The sequence below is a fragment of the Achromobacter sp. RTa genome, from assembly GCF_000757485.1.
Classification (GTDB): Bacteria; Pseudomonadota; Gammaproteobacteria; order Burkholderiales; family Burkholderiaceae_B; genus Achromobacter.
The window spans coordinates 230,823-248,040 of sequence record NZ_JPYO01000027.1; the positions used below are offsets into that span (position 1 = coordinate 230,823).

At 66.8% G+C, this 17,218-nt stretch carries 17 protein-coding genes; 7 read left to right on the forward strand and 10 right to left on the reverse strand.

Annotated elements, in window-relative coordinates; all coding sequences use genetic code 11:
- Position 1: 1 nt before the first annotated feature.
- The 7 genes from JL37_RS09125 to JL37_RS09155 all read right to left on the reverse strand — a co-directional run bounded on the left by JL37_RS09125 (position 2) and on the right by JL37_RS09155 (position 7,040).
- Positions 2-1,084 (reverse strand): ABC transporter substrate-binding protein, encoded by a 1,083-nt coding sequence (locus JL37_RS09125; protein WP_043543496.1) that lies wholly within the window; start codon positions 1,082-1,084, stop codon positions 2-4.
- A gap of 66 nt (positions 1,085-1,150) precedes the next feature.
- Positions 1,151-1,969 (reverse strand): ABC transporter permease, encoded by an 819-nt coding sequence (locus JL37_RS09130; RefSeq protein ID WP_043543498.1) that lies wholly within the window; start codon positions 1,967-1,969, stop codon positions 1,151-1,153.
- Entirely contained in the window at positions 1,957-2,769 is an 813-nt protein-coding gene (locus JL37_RS09135; protein WP_043543847.1) for an ABC transporter permease, read from the reverse strand. Before JL37_RS09135 ends, JL37_RS09130 begins: the two co-directional genes overlap by 13 nt.
- A gap of 79 nt (positions 2,770-2,848) precedes the next feature.
- Positions 2,849-3,838, reverse strand: a complete 990-nt coding sequence (locus JL37_RS09140) for an alcohol dehydrogenase catalytic domain-containing protein (RefSeq protein WP_043543500.1) — start codon at positions 3,836-3,838, stop codon at positions 2,849-2,851.
- 24 nt (positions 3,839-3,862) lie between these two features.
- Entirely contained in the window at positions 3,863-4,636 is a 774-nt protein-coding gene (locus tag JL37_RS09145; protein ID WP_043543501.1) for an SDR family NAD(P)-dependent oxidoreductase, read from the reverse strand.
- A 7-nt stretch (positions 4,637-4,643) separates the two neighbouring features.
- The gene (gene hisD, locus JL37_RS09150; protein ID WP_043543502.1) at positions 4,644-5,957 is read right to left on the reverse strand and encodes a histidinol dehydrogenase; all 1,314 of its coding nucleotides are present in this window, start codon (positions 5,955-5,957) and stop codon (positions 4,644-4,646) included.
- Between the two features lie 30 nt (positions 5,958-5,987).
- Positions 5,988-7,040, reverse strand: a complete 1,053-nt coding sequence (locus tag JL37_RS09155) for an ABC transporter substrate-binding protein (protein WP_043543503.1) — start codon at positions 7,038-7,040, stop codon at positions 5,988-5,990.
- A gap of 221 nt (positions 7,041-7,261) precedes the next feature.
- Between JL37_RS09155 and JL37_RS09160 the strand changes: the two genes are divergently transcribed.
- Genes JL37_RS09160 through JL37_RS09175 form a run of 4 tightly spaced genes read left to right on the forward strand, consistent with a single transcriptional unit; the run spans position 7,262 to position 10,841 of the window.
- Positions 7,262-8,314 carry a substrate-binding domain-containing protein gene (locus JL37_RS09160; RefSeq protein WP_043543505.1) on the forward strand — a complete coding sequence of 351 codons (1,053 nt, stop codon included), beginning with the start codon at positions 7,262-7,264 and terminating at the stop codon, positions 8,312-8,314.
- A 19-nt stretch (positions 8,315-8,333) separates the two neighbouring features.
- Positions 8,334-9,257, forward strand: coding sequence for an NAD(P)-dependent oxidoreductase (locus JL37_RS09165; protein ID WP_043543506.1), 924 nt, complete (start codon positions 8,334-8,336; stop codon positions 9,255-9,257).
- Positions 9,250-10,059 carry an ABC transporter permease gene (locus JL37_RS09170; RefSeq protein ID WP_043543508.1) on the forward strand — a complete coding sequence of 270 codons (810 nt, stop codon included), beginning with the start codon at positions 9,250-9,252 and terminating at the stop codon, positions 10,057-10,059. Before JL37_RS09165 ends, JL37_RS09170 begins: the two co-directional genes overlap by 8 nt.
- Positions 10,047-10,841, forward strand: coding sequence for an ABC transporter permease (locus tag JL37_RS09175; protein ID WP_043543509.1), 795 nt, complete (start codon positions 10,047-10,049; stop codon positions 10,839-10,841). Before JL37_RS09170 ends, JL37_RS09175 begins: the two co-directional genes overlap by 13 nt.
- Before the next feature lie 11 nt (positions 10,842-10,852).
- Here JL37_RS09175 and JL37_RS09180 read toward each other — a convergent pair whose 3' ends face one another.
- Entirely contained in the window at positions 10,853-11,761 is a 909-nt protein-coding gene (locus JL37_RS09180) for a LysR family transcriptional regulator (protein ID WP_043543510.1), read from the reverse strand.
- Positions 11,762-11,862: 101 nt separating this feature from the next.
- On the opposite strand from JL37_RS09180, the gene JL37_RS09185 reads away from it, so the two are divergent.
- Together JL37_RS09185 and JL37_RS09190 are read left to right on the forward strand one after the other, a co-directional pair.
- The gene (locus JL37_RS09185) at positions 11,863-13,194 is read left to right on the forward strand and encodes an arylsulfatase (protein WP_043543512.1); all 1,332 of its coding nucleotides are present in this window, start codon (positions 11,863-11,865) and stop codon (positions 13,192-13,194) included.
- A gap of 44 nt (positions 13,195-13,238) precedes the next feature.
- Entirely contained in the window at positions 13,239-14,204 is a 966-nt protein-coding gene (locus JL37_RS09190; protein WP_043543514.1) for a tripartite tricarboxylate transporter substrate-binding protein, read from the forward strand.
- 45 nt (positions 14,205-14,249) lie between these two features.
- Here the strand turns inward: JL37_RS09190 and JL37_RS09195 are convergent, their stop codons facing one another.
- Together JL37_RS09195 and JL37_RS09200 are read right to left on the reverse strand one after the other, a co-directional pair.
- Complete coding sequence (locus tag JL37_RS09195) at positions 14,250-14,990, reverse strand: SDR family oxidoreductase (RefSeq protein ID WP_043543515.1); 741 nt, start codon at positions 14,988-14,990, stop codon at positions 14,250-14,252.
- A 9-nt stretch (positions 14,991-14,999) separates the two neighbouring features.
- A complete protein-coding gene (locus JL37_RS09200) occupies positions 15,000-16,340 on the reverse strand; it encodes a CitMHS family transporter (protein WP_043543518.1) in 1,341 nt (446 codons plus the stop codon).
- A gap of 182 nt (positions 16,341-16,522) precedes the next feature.
- Here JL37_RS09200 and JL37_RS09205 point away from each other — a divergent pair, with 182 nt between their 5' ends.
- Positions 16,523-17,218, forward strand: coding sequence for a response regulator transcription factor (locus tag JL37_RS09205; protein ID WP_043543519.1), 696 nt, complete (start codon positions 16,523-16,525; stop codon positions 17,216-17,218).

Below are 17,218 nucleotides of genomic sequence, written 5' to 3' on the forward strand. Positions count from 1 at the left end.
CCTACTTTGCGACATTGGCGACGAAGGCCCTGAGCTTGGGATCGTCCTGGATCATCTGCAGATACTTGCCCGTGACCATGGTCTTGGGATCGGGAATCTTCTTGACCACGCCCACGGACACCATGAATTCCCCAACGCTGTTCCACCACCCCACGATCTCCGAGGCGCCGCCGGGACCGGGCGCGAACAGTTTGGTCTGCTCGGCCAGGTCGAAAGCGGGCCGGTCGCGCAGCTCCTGCTCCAGGTACTTGTCGGGAAACTTCACGCCCACGCTGCCGAAGAATGCCTTCAGATATGCCCTGGCCTCTTCGGGATGCGCCCGCTGCCAGGCCACCGCGCGCAAATAGACCGCCAGGAAGCGGGCCACCTTGTCGGGGTGCTGCTTGGCGAATGCCGGCGTCGTGAACAGGTAGCTGTGGATTGGCATCTTCAGCTCGGCGCCCGTGCAGATCACCTTGGCGCCGATGGCCTCCTCCAGGATGTAGGTGTTGGGCGCCCATACGGAAGAGATGTCGTACTTGCCGCTCATCACCGCGGCGTTGATATCGGGCGGGGACAGGTTGACGAAGCGGTAGTCATCTGGCTTGAGCCCGAATTTCTTCGACAGGCATTCGGCGGCGCCCCACTGGCCTGTGGAGTTACTGGTAACGGGTATGGTCTTGCCCTTGAGCAGCGCCGGATTCTTGAGATATTCGTCCGCCCGGTCCTTGGTGGCCATCAATGTGATGATGGCGGCCTCGCCGTCCGCAATGCCGATAGTCTGCAAGCCGTACTTCGACGCCCCGAGCAGCGAAGGGATGTTGCCCGCCCCGCCCACGTCCCAGGACCCCGAGGCGCCCGCCGCGATTTCCACCGCGCCGGAGGCGAAGGTAGATATCTCGGGCTTCAGGCCCACCTCTTGCCACCAGCCCTTCTCGCTTGCGATGTACCACTCCAGCGCCCACCGCTGCGGCTGCTGCCCGATGCGGATGGTGAACAGTTCCGTGCCCGCCGGCGCGGCCTGGGCTTCCGCCTGTTCGGGTCCCCCCAGCCAGCACCCGATCACGATCGCCGCCAAGACCTTGAGGCCTTTGTATTGTTTCATCTGTCTCTCTCCAATATGGAATGCCGCTACACACTGCCCGCCCGTTCCCCCTCCTTTTCGTCCCGGTCAGCGCGACCAGCCGCGCTGCACCCGCCGTTGCAAGGCGCGCATGGCGTAGTCGATGCCCGCGCCTATCAACCCTATGGTGATCATTCCGCTTATCACGATGGCGGGTTCCAGATTGCTGCCGCCCTGCACGATCATGTAGCCCAGCCCGGTCGACCCCACGATCAGCTCCGCGCCGATCAGCGACTGCCAGCCGAACCCCGCGCCGACCCGGATGCCGGCCACGATGTGCGCCAGCGAGGCCGGCAGTAGAATTTCCGTCAGCGTGGCCCATCGGCCGGCGCCCAGCATCTGGCCGGCCTCGATCAGCGTGCGGTCGATCTGCTTGGCGCCGCGATAAGCGTTCAACACGCAGGGCGCGAAGGCTCCGGCGAATATCACCAGCGTGGGCGACAGGAAGCCGGTGCCGAACCAGAAGATCGCAAACGGCACCCAGGCAATCGGGGGAATGAAGCGAAACGCCTCGAACACCGGCGCCACCGCCCAGTCCAGCGCTTTGAAGCGCCCCATGAACAAACCCAGCGGCACGCCCAGCAAGACGGCGATGGAAAAGCTGATCAGGAATTTCTCCAGGCTGGCCAGCAGATGCATCTGCAGAACCGAACCCGCATAAGGCTCGCGCGTGTGTTCGGCCATGCTGCGCAGCACGGTCAGCGGTCCCGGCAGGAAAGCGGGCGATACCAGGCCCAGGCCGGACAGCAGCGCCCAGCCGCCGAATAAGGTGACGATTCCGAGGGCCGGCATCAGCCAGCGTTCCGCCACACGGCGCGACACGGCGGCGCGTCCGCGGGCCAGGCGAGCGTCGTTCAGGCCTTCCATGGCATCATCCTACGTTCCACTTGCGCGAGCAGCGCGGACATCAGCATGCCCATCGCCGCCACCGCAGCCATGGCTACCAGGATCATTCCCGAGTTCAGGTCCCGGGTAGCGATGATCAGCACATGGCCCAGCCCCACGAAGGATCCAACCAGCTCGGCCGCCACCAGCACCATCCAGCATGCCTGCAGCGAGGTCCGCAGGCCGGTGAAGATCGCCGGCAGCGCGCCGGGCACGATGACGTCCAGCAGCATCAGCCGGCCGGCCGCGCCATTGGCGCGCGCCGCCTCGACCAGCGTTTCGTCGATATTGCGCACGCCGGTATAGGTGTTTATCACCGTGGGCGCGAAGGCCGCCAGCCAGATGACGAAGACCTTGGCGCTGGTGCCCAGCCCGAACCACAGTATCGTCAGCGGAATCCAGGCAATGGGAGCGATCGGACGAATGATCTGGAACACCGGATTGACGTAGGCTTCGACCAGCCGGCTTTGTCCCATCAGGATGCCCAACGGCACGCCCGTCAGCGCCGCCGCCGCGAAACCGTACAGCACCAGCGCGCTGCTGGCCGCGACGTGTTGCAGCAATGTGCCGTCGGCATAGCCCTCGCCGGCGATCTCCAGCAAGGCCTCCCAGGCATCGGCGGGCGACGGCAGCTGAACCGCGCTCAACAGCTCCAGCGGGCCGGTGGCCACGTACCAGGCCAATAACAGCGCCGCGACCGATGCGCCGCTGACCAGCCAGCGCAACGAAAGGCGGCGGCGTGCCGGCACAGGGGGATAGGCGGGAGGCCTGGCAACGGTCATGACAGCGCTCCGCTCGAGCAGAGCCAAGGCGGCGCGGGCGGCGGCTATGGCGCGGGGGGACAGCGGATGGCGCGCCATGTCAATGCGTCCTCAGCACGATCTTGGCCGATGCGGCGCGCCCGCCGTCCAGGTCGGAGAAGGCCTGCGCGCCCGCGCCCAGTTCACGCTGCTCGATCCAGGACAGATCGCCGAAAACGCCGCGATGCAATGCCTCCACGGTCGCACGCAGATCCGCGCTGGTGTAGGTGTAGGCGCCAATCAAGGTAATCTCGTCCAGCGTCAACCGCCGCATGTCGATTTCGCTGGCCCAGTCCTGCAGGCCGATGTGCAGCATGACGCCTCCCGGCTGCACCGCAGTCAGCGCGGCCGGCCGCGTGAGCCTGCCGCCCACCGCGTCCACCACCAGCTCGTACGCGCCCGGCGCGGGCGCCGTCTCGCGCGGATCGAACGCCGTGCAGCCCGCGTGCCGCTCTGCCGAGGCGCGTCGCAACGGATTGGTTTCGGCCAGACTGACGCGGCACCCCTGGCTGCGCAGCAACAGCGCCGTGAGCAGGCCAATGGCGCCGCCGCCCACGACCAGCGCGCGGGCTTCGGCCAACGGACGGAAGAGCGCCCGCTGCGCCAGCGCCAGGCCGTGCAAGGCGGTGGCCGCCGGCTCGGTCAGCGCGGCCGCGGCGGCCGGCATGTCCTGCGGCACCGGAATCAGACAACGCTCGGGAATGGCCATGAATTCGGCGAATGCGCCGGGGCGCGTCATGCCCACCATGCCGCGGTCGTTGCACAGGTTGTTGCGGCCCTGCACGCAGAAATCGCACCGGCCGCAATGGATCAGCGGATTTCCGGTGACGCGTTGGCCGGCGCGGCTGCCGCCCACCAGCGTGCCGACGAACTCATGGCCCAGGATCAGCGGCGGATTGCGGCGCGGATCATGCCCATGATAAGCGTGCATATCCGAGCCACAGATGCCCACCGCCTCGATGCGCAGCAGCGCGTCGCCGTTCCCCGGCACGGGATCGGGTTCCTCCCGGTATATCAGCTGGTTGGGCTCGGTGTAGACAAGGGCTTTCATGGCTGGACTCCACGGAGATGCCGGTCAGCGGGCCGAAAAGCCGCCGTCTATGAACAGGGTCTGCCCGGTGATGTAGGCCGAGGCTTCGCTTGCCAGGAAGACGGCTGCGCCGTGCAGGTCGTCGAGCTGGCCGTTGCGCCCGATCATGGTGCTCGCCGCCAGCGCCCGCACGCGATCCGGATCGCCCATCACAGGCGCGGTCAGCGGGGTCTCGAAAAAGCCAGGCGCGATCGCATTGCAGGTGACCCCATAGCGCGACCAGTACTCGGCAATGGCGCGGGTCAGCTGCATCAGGCCGCCCTTGGAAGCGCCATAGGGCGCGCTGTCCGGAAAGGCGCGCACGCATTGCAGCGAGGTGATGTTGATGATGCGGCCCCAGCCCCGCTCGCGCATGGCCGGCGCAAGCGCGCGGGTCAGCAGGAAGGGCGCGGTAAGGTTGATCGCCAGAGAACGGTCCCAGTCCTCGTCGGCGGTGTCCTCGAAGGGCTTGCGCACATTGATGCCCGAGGCGTTGACCAGGATGTCGGGCGCGCCGAAAGGCTCGGCCGCGCGGGCCGCAAGGCCGCGCAGCGCCTCGCGGTCGGCCAGGTCGCAGGGCAAGGGCCGCGCGCGCAGGCCCGCCGCCTCGAACTCGCTCGCAGCGGAAGCGAGTTCCTGGGCGCGCCGCGCTACCAGGACCACGCTGGCGCCTGCCCGCGCCAGCGCCAGGCCGATGGTCTTGCCGATGCCGGAACTGCCGCCGCTAACCAGCGCAACGCGGCCGTCCAGGTCGAACAGGCGGAACATGTCGTTCTGCATGATGGCTTCACTCCCGCACGGGTTCGCCCAGTTCGAAGGATTCCTGCGGAAAATACTTGGCCAGGCGATCGTCCGCCGTGCGCGCGTGCGCCTCCATGCCCTCCAGGCGGGAAATCCGCGCGGTCACCTGGGCGGTATCGCGGCTGGCCTGCCGCGTCATGCGCTGCCAGGTCACGGTCTTGATGAACTTGTGCACCGACAGGCCGCCCGAATAGCGCGCCGCGCCCTTGGTGGGCAGGATGTGGTTGGTGCCGCTGGCCTTGTCGCCGAAAGCCACCGTGGTTTCCTCGCCCAGAAAGAGCGAGCCGTAGCAGGTCAGGCGCCTGAACCACCAGTCCAGGTCCTCGCAATGGACCTCCAGGTGTTCGCTGGCGTAGCGGTCGGAAACCTCCACGGCCTCTTCGCGCGTATCGCAAAGCACTACCTCGCCATAGTCGCGCCACGCGGCGCCCGCGGCATCCCGCGCGGTGGGCGGCAGGGCGGCAATCAGTTCCGGCACTCGTCCAAGCACAGTTTCGGCCAGGGCGCGGTCGGTCGTGATCAGCCACGCGGGCGACTCGTGGCCGTGCTCGGCCTGTCCGACAAGGTCCGAAGCGACGATGGCCGGATCCGCAGAAGCGTCGGCGATGATGCAGACCTCGGATGGGCCTGCGAAGACGTCGATGCCCACGCTGCCGAACAACATACGCTTGGCTTCCGCCACGAACTTGTTTCCCGGGCCGACGATGATGTCGGCCGGCTTGCCGGTGAACAGGCCGTAGGCCATGGCGGCGATCGCCTGCACGCCCCCCAGAGTCATCACGGCGTCCACGCCGGCGACTTGCATGGCGTAGAGCACCTGAGGGTGTATGCCCTCGCCTCGGTAAGGCGTGGAGCAGGCGATGACGGTGGGCACGCCGGCCGCCTTGGCGGTAGCGATGCTCATGTAGGCCGAGGCGATGTGCGCATAGCGCCCGGTGGGCACGTAGCAGCCCGCCACGTTGACGGGTATCAGCCGCTGCCCCGCGACCAGGCCGGGCGCAAGCTCCAGCTCGAATTCGCGCACCGAAGCCATCTGCGCCTGTGCGAATTTGCGCACCTGGCCGGCGGCGAATTCGATGTCGCGTTTGATGCCGCCAGGGATGGACGCCGTGCGCCGCTCGATCTCGGCGGCGCTGACCAGAATATCCCCCTCCCATTTGTCCAACCGCCTGGCGTAGTCGCGCACCGCGGCTTCGCCTCCCGACTTGATGTTCGCCAGCATCTCGGCGGCGACCTCGCGCGCCGCGGCCTCGTTGCCCTGGGGCTGTTTCGACGCGGACTTGAGCTTGCTTACTGCCATGGTATGGCCTCGCGGAATTAGGGATGAAGCTCAGTTGGCCTTGTTGGCGAAGGTCTTGAGCGCGGGGGTCTGGTCGACGCGCTTCATGTAGTCGTCCGTGATGTAGGCCTTGGGATCGGGCACCTCGGTAAGCGTGCCCACGCTTTTCAGGTAGCCGGACAATGCCTCGTACGCGTTGTCCAGCGTGGACTTGCCGCCGGCGCGCGACATCAGCTTGAGCTGTTCGTCCAGCGTGAAGATCGGCCGTTCCAGCTCCTGCCCCAGGTAGCCGTCGTTGAGCTTGATGCCGTTGGCCTGGAACAGTTTTCGCAGGTAGCCCATGGCTTCCGCCTTGTTGTTCTTCTCGAAGCTGACGGCCCGCAGGTAGACCGCCAGGAACTTGGCGACCGCTTCCGGATTCTGCTGGGCGAATTCACCCCGCGCCACCAACGCCCCCGGGATCATCACGCCCGCGTCCTTGCCGCTGCATACGACTTCCGCGCCGCTCTGCTCGTTCAGCGTATAGAAATTGGGCGCCCAGGTGCCGGCCAACATGCCATTGCCGCCGATAAACGCGGACACCAGCTGGGCGGGAGCCAGCGTCACCACGCTGACGTCGCTGCGCTGCATGCCCCATTTCTTCAGGCAGGCCATGGTCGCGTATTCTCCCGTGGAGTTCGGGCTGAGCAGTATCTGCTTGCCCTTCACTTCCTTGGCCGCGTTGCTGCGCACGGCCGCGGCGTTCTCCTTGCGCGCCATCACGCCATTGGCGGTCGATTCGTCATTGGTGACGCCCAGCGTCACGATGCCGTAGCGCTGCGCGCCCAGCACCGCCGGCGGCGAGCCCGTGCCGCCCACGTCCCACGACTTGGACGCGGCGCCCGCGATCTGCTGCGCGCCTGCGGGGTACACCACGAACTCCGGCTTCAGGCCGGCTTCGGCCCACCAGTTCTTTTCCGTGGCGATGTAGATCGGCAGCGCCCAATAGGCGATCTGATAGCTGACTTTGATGGGGGTCGGCGCCTGGGCCGATGCCGACGGGCTCAACAACAAGGCGCCCAGCGGCGCCAGGCACAAACCCAGGATGCGGGGGATTCTCGACATGCTTCGTCTCCTTTAGTGGATTCCGGTCTGCATGCGCGAGCTGCCGCGGCATTCCCCGGATAGCAGGCCCAGATCTGCGTTTGGGCTCGGTTTTTTGAAAGCGCATACAAAGAATAAGCGCGCAAGAATCCCGTTCAACCCCGAGAAAACCCTAGAGATAGACCACAGCGTTTCAATAACTGTATATTCACACCATCAAGTTTCTGAAAGCGCTTTCAAATATGAAGCGAAAGTCTGCGCCCCTACCCGGGGACACCCTGAAGTCGATCGCCGCCGCCGGCGGCATCTCGTCGGCCACCTTGTCGCGGGTGCTGAACCACCCCGAAAAAGTCCGGCCCGACCTGCGGGCCCGCGCCATGGCGCTGCTTGCCGAGGCCGGCTATGTGCCGCACGGCGCAGCCCGCTCGCTGGCCTCGCGCAAGACCCGCACTATGGGCGCCATCATTCCCACGGTGGATAGCGCGCTGTTCGCCAAGCTGGTCGACGGCATGCAGCAGGCAATCCATGAGCATGGCTACCAGCTATTGCTGGCCAGCACCAACTACAGCCCCGCGCGCGAAGCGGGCGAAGTGCGCGCGCTGATCGAACGCGGCGTCGACGCAATGATGCTGGTCGGGCGCAGCCGCGACCCCGAACTCTACGAATTGCTGCATTCCAAAGGCATTCCCTTCGTCACTACCTGCCACTACGACGACGCCGATCCCTGGCCGATGGTGGGATGGGACAACGCCGCTGCGGCGCAGCGCATCGCCGACTATCTGCTGGACATCGGGCACCGCCGCCTCGGCGTGATCGCCGGCATCTCCAAGGACAATGACCGAGCCGCCGACCGCGTGGCCGGTTTCACGCGCGCGCTCACGCGCCGAGGCATCGACCTGCCGCCGCAGTACGTCATCGAAAAACCCTACACCGTGCCCGAAGCCCGCCGCGCCATGGCCACGCTGCTGCGCTTGCCCGAACCTCCTACGGCGGTCATGTGCGGCAACGACATCCTGGCCTATGGCGCGCTGCAGGAATGCCTGTGGCAGAACCTGCGCGTGCCCGAACAGATTTCGATCACGGGATTCGACAACATCGAAATGGCCGCCCACTGCCGTCCGGGCATCACGACCCTGAACGTGCCTGCCTTCGAGCTGGGCCAGCGCGCCGCCAACATCCTGCTGGCCGCCGACGCCGATACGCCGCCCGAGAATGTCTGCATTGAACTGGAACTGATCGTCCGCGACACCACCGCCCCGCCACGCAGCAGCACCAGTGCGCGGCTAGGCAGCTGACCACACCGGAGCAAGCCCCATGGAACACACCGAATCACCCCGCATCGCATTCCTGGGCCTGGGCGTCATGGGGAGCGCGATGCTGCGCAACCTGACCGCGCAGGGGTATGCCGTATCAGGCTACGACGTCATGCCCGCGGCCATGGAGCGGCTGGCGGACACCGGTTTCCGTCGGGCCGCCACGCCGCTGGACGCCGCGCGCGGCTGCGACGTGGCGATCACCATGCTGCCCACCTCCTCGCATGTCCGCGACGCGCTGTTCGGCGCCGATGGCGCGGCCGCGGGCTTGAACCCCGGCGCTCTGGTCATCGAAATGAGCACGGGCGACGCCGTCGAGACCGACCGCATCGCCGCCGACCTGGCGGCCCTGAGCCTGCGCTGCATCGACGCCCCCGTCGGGCGCACGCCGCGCGAAGCGGCGCAGGGCAAGGCGCTGATCATGGCCGGCGGTGCGCAGGCCGACTTCGACCAGGCCGCCCCCATCTTCGCCGCCATGGCGGATGAGATCGTGCACGTGGGACCTTTCGGTTCGGGCATCCGGCTCAAGCTCGTCAACAACTACATGTCCATGGTTGGCATGGTGCTGACGAGCGAGGCCCTGATGTTTGCCGCCAAGCTGGGCCTGGACCGCGCCACCGTCGTCAAGGTGCTGTCCAACACTACGGCGGGGCGCGGGCAGCTCCTGACGAATTTCCCCGGCAAGGTGCTGGCGGGCGACATCAGCCCCGACTTCCCCCTGCGCATGGGCTACAAGGACATCAACCTGGCCATGAACCTGGCCGCGTCGGTGGGCGCGCCCTTGGGACTGGGCGGCTATGCCCGCGAGATGTTCGCGCTGGCCAGGTCCTGGGGCCGGCAGGAGCAGGACTGCACCGCCATGCTGCTGCTGCTGGAAGACGTGGCCCACCTGGACCGCCAGGCCGCGAGGTCCGGCCATGAGTGAACATATCGCAACCCTGCCCGCGCGGCGGCCGCGCGTATCTCGCCGCCGCGTCACCGTCGGCGTGGCCGCCGTTGCCGCCGCCTTCGCCGCCTGGTGGATCGTGTCGGCGCTTGGCTTGGTCAACGGCGCGCGCTTCCCCACCCCACTTACTACCTGGCAGGCCGCGGTACAGCTGTCGCGCGACTCCGGCTATGCCGGCGGCACGCTGTTCCAGCACATCGGACACAGCCTGCGCCTGGTGTTCCTGGGCTTTCTGGTGGCCATTTCCACAGGGGTGCCGCTGGGCCTGCTCATGGGCTTCAGCAAGCGTTTCGACGCCCTGATCGGTCCGGTCTTCTCGCTGCTGCGCCCGATTCCGCCGCTGGCCTGGATCCCGCTGGCAATCCTGTGGCTGGGGCTGGGCGATCCGGCGAAGATCTTCCTGATCTGGGTTTCCTCGTTTACACCGGCGGTGATCAACACCTATGCGGGCGTGCGCAATATCGATCCCACGCTGATCGAAGCGGCGCGGGTGCATGGCGCGGGCGGTCCGCTGCGCATGCTGCGCGAAGTGCTGATCCCCGGCTCTTTGCCCATGATCTTCACCGGCTTGCGCCTATCTCTGCAGACGGCCTGGATGACCCTGGTTGCGGCCGAGCTCATCGGCGCCTTCATCGGCCTGGGCAAGGTGCTGGACACCGCCGCCCTGGACATCCGGCCCGGCATGATCCTGTACGCCATGGTCTGGGTCGGCCTGCTGGGCGCGGTGATGACGCGCGGATTGGAATGGATCGAAAAGAGGGCCTTGCCATGGCTACGCTGACGCGCATCGCGGGCGACTCGCCCGCCATCAATCTCGGCCTGTCCTGCCTGGGCCTGGCCGGCTTCTTCCTTGCCTGGCACCTGCTCAGTGTCAGCGGCGTGTTCCCGCCCAATTACCTGCCCGGCCCGCTGGCCGTGCTGCGGACGATCGTGCAGTTCAGCGCCGAACCCTATTCCGGCGCCACGCTGTGGACGCATCTGGGCGCAAGCCTGTACCGCTTCGCCTGCGGCTTCCTGCTGGCCGCCGCCATCGGCATTCCGCTGGGTCTGCTGATGGGCTGGTATCGCTGGCTGGACGACGTCGTCAGCCCGTTCTTCGACGCGCTGCGCTTTGTGGCGCCCATCGCCTGGGTGCCGTTCGCTGGCCTGTGGTTCGGCACGGGTATCGGCGGCCCGACCCTGATCATCTTCGCCGGCGCCTTCCCGCCCTGCCTCATCAGCGCCTACCGTGGCGCCAAGTTCGTGGACACCCGGCTGCTGGAAGCGTCCCGCACTCTCGGCGCCAGCGGCCCCCGCATCGTGGCCGAGGTGCTGCTGCCCGCCTCGCTGCCGTCCATCCTGGCTGGCCTGCGAGTCAGCGCCGGGATCGGCTGGCAGTCGCTGGTAGGCGCGGAACTGATCGTCGTGGGCAACGGCATCGGCTACATGATGGTGCAGGGTCAGCTCAACATCGCCACCAACATCGTCATGGCTGGCATGATCGCCATCGGCATCGTAGGCATCTGCATCGACGTGGCGCTGCGCACGTTTGAACAGCGCTTGAAAGCGCGGTGGGGACGCTGACACTGCAAATCCTAGCGTGGAATGGCCAGCCCGGCGCTGTCCAGGATCGCGCCGCGGAACTCCTTCATCAAGGGCGACCAGGTGGTGGCATGGCGGGAAATCAGCGCAATATGGCGCTGTAAAGGCTTGCCCAGCACGACCGGCAGCACCGCAATATTCCGGTCCGCGCCCAACGCGCTCTGCGGCGCGACGGCCAACAGATCCGAACGCGCCAGGAGCTCCAGCGTGCCTTTGGAGAAATGCTCGACCTCCAGCGCGGCCGTCGGCAACTCCAGGCCGGCCTCCGCATAGCGCGCATCCAGCGCCTTGCGCGCCACGGAGGTGAGCGCGGGCAGTATCCAGCGCTGCCCTTGCAGGTCGTGCAGCGACAATTTCCGGCGCGCGGCCAGTGGATGCCCGCGGCTCGCGGCCACGCACAAGCGGTCTTCGAGTATGGGTTCCTGCTGCAACGTGGCGGGCACGTCGGCATAGAGGGGAGTCACCGCGAGGTCCAGCTTGCCACTGGCCACCTGTTCGTTCAGGTCGTCGGACAGCCCCTGCGTCAGCTGGATACGCAGGGCCGGCCTGCGCGGCAAGAGTAGCCGCAATGCCGGCATCACGAAACTGTCCACCGTGGCGCCCGTCGCGCCCACACGCAGCAGCCCCGCCTCGCCCACCCGCAGTTCCATCGCGTGCCTGACCGCGTCCCGGTACTCGGCCCAAAGCTTCCTGGCGTGCTCCAGGAACACCAGGCCCGCCGACGTCAACCGCAGGCCGCGCCCGCTGCGGTCCAGCAGCGCCAGGCCCGTGTCGGCCTCCAGCCGCTGCAGGGACTTGGACATGGCCGGCTGGCTGACATCACAGGCAGCCGCGGCGCGCCCCAGATTGCCGTGCTCGACTGCGGCCAGGAAATATTCGATGTCGCGCAGCGATAGATTCATGAACGAAATTTATGGCTATCCATACTTTCAGGAATATTACGCTGTAAACGCCCCCCTAGAATCCCCGGCATAAACCCGAAGAAACATACGAGGCGCAGCGCATGGACAAGAAGCCCAACATCGTACTGATCGTGGCCGACAACCTGGGATGGGGGGAACTGGGCTGCTACGGCGGCGGCGCCCTGCGCGGCGCCCCCACGCCCCATATCGACCATCTCGCCACGGAAGGACTGCTGCTGCAGAACTTCAACGTGGAAAGCGACTGCGTGCCCACGCGCTCCGCCCTGATGAGCGGCCGCCACCCCATCCGCACCGGCTGCCTGCAATCCGTCCCGCCCGGGCTGCCGCAAGGGCTGGCGCGCGACGAGATCACCCTGGCGCAGCAACTGTCGTCCCAGGGCTACGCCACCGCGCACTATGGCAAGTGGCACCTGGGCGACATCCCCGGACGCTATCCGTCGGACCGCGGATTCGACGAGTGGTACGGCATTCCGCGCACGACCGACGAAAGCCAGTTCACGTCGTCGATCGGCTTCGATCCCTCCGTCGCCGACATCCCGCACATCATGCAGGGCCAGGCCGGCTCGCCCTCGGAGAACGTCAAGGTATACGACCTGGACACCCGCCGCGGCATCGACGCCGAACTCGTGGACCGCTCCATCGGCTTCATGCGCAAACACGCGCAGGCGAGCCGGCCTTTTTTCCTGTACCTGCCCCTGGTGCACCTGCACTTCCCGACCCTGCCGCATCCCGATTTCGCGGGGCGCACCGGCGCCGGGGACTTCGCGGATTCCATGGTGGAAATGGACCACCGAGTCGGACAGATATCCCAGGCCGTGGACGAACTGGGCCTGCGCGACGATACGGTGTTCATCTTCTGCAGCGACAACGGCCCCGAGTTCCGCAAGCCCTACCGCGGCACGGCCGGCCCCTGGAGCGGCACCTACCATACCGCCATGGAAGGCAGCCTGCGCGTGCCCTTCATCATCCGGTGGCCCGGCAAGGTGAAGCCGGGCCAGGTCTCCAACGAGATCGTCCACGTCACCGACCTCTACACCACGCTGTCGCGGATCGGCGGCGCGTCCATCCCGCAGGATCGCCCCATCGACGGCATCGACCAGACCGATTTTTTCACGGGCGCCAGCCCGGCTTCGCAGCGCGAGGGCTTCCTGTTCTACATCAAGAACGATCTGCGCGCGGTCAAATGGCGGGACTGGAAGCTGCACTTCTATTGGGAACCCGAGGTCAACGAAGGCAAGGGCAAGCTCGAATCCCCCTACCTGTTCAACCTGAAGCAGGATCCCAAGGAAGAAAGCGACATCCTGATCTTCAATACCTGGGTGCTGGGCCCCATCCTGAAAATGGTGCAGGCCTTCAACCAATCGTGTATCGCGCACCCGAATACCCCGCCGGGCAAGCTGGATCCCAGCTGACGCCCAGGCGGACCGACCGGCATAAAAAACACCAGGGGAAAGAAATGAAGTTCGTTATCCGTTGTGGCGCGATGCTGCTGGGCGCCGCGCTAACCGCATCCGCCGGCGCGGCGGACGCCAGTCTGGACTGGCCCGCCAAGCAGATTACCTGGGTGGTCGGCTTCGTGCCGGGCGGCACCGCGGACGTCCTGACCCGCATCGCCGCCCAGGAACTGGCCCGGCAAAGCGGTCTGAACGTCGTCGTGGAGAACCGTCCCGGCGCCGCGGGCGCCATCGCCCTGCAGCTGGTGGCGCGCAGCAAGGCCGGCGACGGCTACCTGCTGACCGTGCCGGGGCCGCTGATCTATCCCACACCCCAGCCCGAGATCGGCCGGGAGCTGTCGCCCGTGATCCTGATGGCCGAAGGTCCGATGGTGATCGTCGGTCCAGCCAAAGAGGCGCGCGCCTCGCTGCAGGCGGTGCTGGAAGACGCGAAGCAGCGCCCCGAGGCCTGGAGCTACGGCAGTTCCGGCAACGGCACTTCGCAGAACCTGGCCGGCGAGCTATTGAACCAGTACGCCGGCACGCGCATCGTCCACGTGCCCTACAAAGGCGGCGGGCAAGCGGTGGCGGACGTGGCCGGCGGGCAGATTCCTCTCGCGATCCTGGGCTCGGCGCCGGTCATGCCGCAGATCAAGGCCGGCACGCTGAAAGCCTACGCCGTCACCACGCCCTACCGCCTGGACAGCCTGCCCGGCGTGCCGACGGTGGAGGAATCCGGATTCAAGGGCTATGCGGCCACCCAATGGTTCTCGGTCGCGGCCGGCAACGCCATTCCCGCCGCGCAGCTGGAGCAGGTGAACAAGGCGTTGCAGGCGGCCATCCGCGCGCCGGAATTCAAGGCCGCCCTCGACAACGCGGGCATGATCGCGGGCGGTGGTTCCCCCGCAGACCTGCAGGCCTTCATCCAGGCGGACAACACCAAGTGGAAGAAGCTGCTGGACAGCGGCGCGGTCAAGCTGGAGAACTGAGCCCGGCTAGGGCCTGTTCACACCGAATCGAGCCTTGCACGGGCCCTAGCTCATGTAGACGCCGCCGTTGATCGCATAATTGGCGCCCGTAACGAAGGCGGCCTCGTCGGACGCCAGCCAGGCGCATAGCCCGGCCAGGTCCTGGGCGGTGCCCAGCCGGCCCACGGGCACGCTCTCCACGATGCGGTCCAGCAACGCCGGCGGAAAGGCCTTCACGGTGTCGTCGGCGATGAAGCCCGGCGACACCAGGTTCACGGTCACCCCGCGCGCCGCCACTTCCTGCGCCAGCGAGCGGGTGAAGCCGATGACCGCGCCCTTGGCCGTGGCGTAGTTGATCTGGCCGATCTGGCCTTTCTCCGCGGCGACGGAACCGATGTTGACGATGCGGCCCCAGCCCCGGTCCGCCATGCTGTCCACGACCTGTTTGGTGCTGTTGAAGAGCGTGTCCAGGTTGCTGCGCAGCACGGCCGACCAGTCGGCGTGGCTCATCTGCCGGAATCGCATATCGAGCATCGCGCCGGCATTGTTGACCAGCACGTCGATCTCGCCGACTTCGCGGCGCACCTGGTCGAAGGCCGCTTCGGTCGACGCCCAGTCCGTGGCGTCGCCTTCGGACGCGATGAAGTCGTAGCCCAAGGATTTCTGCTCCTTGAGCCAATGGGTCTTGCGCGAGGAGCGCGGTCCGCAGCCCGCCACCACCCGGTGCCCCGCAAGGTGCAGCGCCTGGCAGATCGCGGTGCCGGTATGGCCCATCCCGCTGGTCACATAAGCAATGCGCAATGCCATGAATGGTCCTCAGGAGGTTTGCCCGACAAGCGGGAAAAGGCCGAACGCAAGCGCCGCGGCGAGCATCACAAGGCAGACCATCGTGGCCCACTTCAGGGCATAGCGCTGATGGTCGCCGAAATCGACGCCGGCCAGGCCCACCAGCAGGTAGGTGGACGGCACCAGCGGGCTCAGCAGATGCACCGGCTGCCCCACGAGCGACGCCCGCGCCATCTCGACCGCGGAAATGCCATAGCCCTGCGCCGCCTCGCTCAGGATGGGCAGCACCCCGAAATAAAAAGCGTCATTGGACATGAAGAAGGTGAAAGGCAGGCTGACCAGCGCGGTAATGCCGGCCATGTACGGGCCCATCGCGTCGGGGATCACCGCCAGCAGGCTGCGCGACATGGCCTCGACCATGCCCGTCCCCGACAGGATCCCGGTGAAGATGCCCGCCGCGAAAATCAGCGACACCACGGACAGCACGTTGCCGGCGTGCTGCGTCACACGGCGGCGCTGCTCGGCCAGATCGGGGTAATTGATGACCAGCGCGATCGCGAAGGCGATCATGAACAGCACCGGCAGCGGCAACACGCCCAGCATCAGGCTCACCATGAGCGCCAGCGTCAGCCCGGCGTTCACCCACAGCAGCCTGGGCCGGCGCAGGTCCTGGTCGACCTCGATTTCGGGCAACGTCTTGGGGCCCTCCTCGTCGTAGCCCGCGTGCAGCGACGCGCCGCCCGGCAGCGACAGCACGCCCAGGCGGCGGCGTTCGCGCAGCCCCAGGAAGAACGCCAGCGCCAGGATCGCCGCGATCGCCACGCCCATCACCGGAACCAGCGGCACGAAGATATCGCCCGCGTCCACGTGCAGCGCGCTGGCGGCGCGCGCCGTGGGCCCGCCCCACGGCGTCAGGTTCATGACGCCGCTGGCCAGCATCGCCAGGCAGGTCATGGACAAGGCATTCATCTTCAGGCGGCGGTACAGCGGCAGCATCGACGCCACCACGATCATGTAGGTCGTCGAGCCGTCGCCGTCCAGGGAGATCACCAGCGCCAGCACGGTCGTGCCCACCACGATCTTCAGCGGATCGCCCTTCACCGCCCGCAGGATGCGGCCCACTATCGGATCGAACAGGCCGGCGTCGATCATGACCCCGAAATACAGGATCGCGAACATCAGCATCACGCCCGTCGGCGCGATCTTGCGGATGCCGTCCAGCATCATCTTGTCGATGCCCGCCCCGAATCCGCCCAGCAGGGCAAAAATAATGGGGACAAGGATGAGCGCCACCAGGGGCGACAGCCGCTTGGTCATGATCAGCGTCATGAACGTGATCACCATGCCGAAGCCAAGCAGGGTCAATAGCATGAGGGTTATCTCCGACTCGTCGTTGTTATGCGATGCCTCCGGCGGGGGAAGCAGGACCGCAAGACTAGAAACAAAAGCTGTCGACAACCTGTCGTTTTTTTCCAGCAGCAAGCGAGCGTAGCGAGCGCGGCGTGGGGGCCACCACCTCCTCCCCCACCGCGCCCCATGCGACAATTCCCGGCATGCGGATACTGGTGATCGAGGACGACGAGGACCTGGCCGACGCCATCGTGCGCCGGCTGCGCCGGCTCGGCCATGCCGTGGACGCCCAGAACGACGGCCTCGGCGCCGACGGCGTCCTGCAGTACGAAACCTTCGACCTCGTCATCCTGGACATCGGCCTGCCGCGCATGTCGGGCTTCGACATCCTGCATCGCCTGCGCGACCGCGGCAGCAAGACGCCGGTGCTGGCGCTGACCGCCCGCATCGACATCGAAGACCGCGTCCACGCCCTGGATACCGGGGCGGACGACTACCTCGCCAAGCCTTTCGATTTCCGCGAACTGGAAGCCCGCTGCCGCGCCCTGCTGCGCCGGCCGAGCGCCCAGGCCACGGGAGTGCTGCGCTTCGGCGAACTTGTCATCGACAGCGCCGCGCGCCAGGTGACGCTGGCCGGCCAGCGCATCGATCTCCCCAAGCGCGAATACAGCCTGCTGGAAATCCTGCTGGCAGGCATGAACCGCGCCGTCAGCAAGGCTGAAATCGCCAGCAAGCTGTTCGCCTTCGACGACGACGCCGCCCCCAACGCCATCGAGGTCTACATCGCGCGGCTGCGCCGCAAACTGGAAGGCTCGCCCCTGCGCATCGAGACGCAGCGCGGCACCGGTTACCTGCTCACGGCCGCCGGCGACGCGGCCGAGCGCTCCGATACGCCCTGA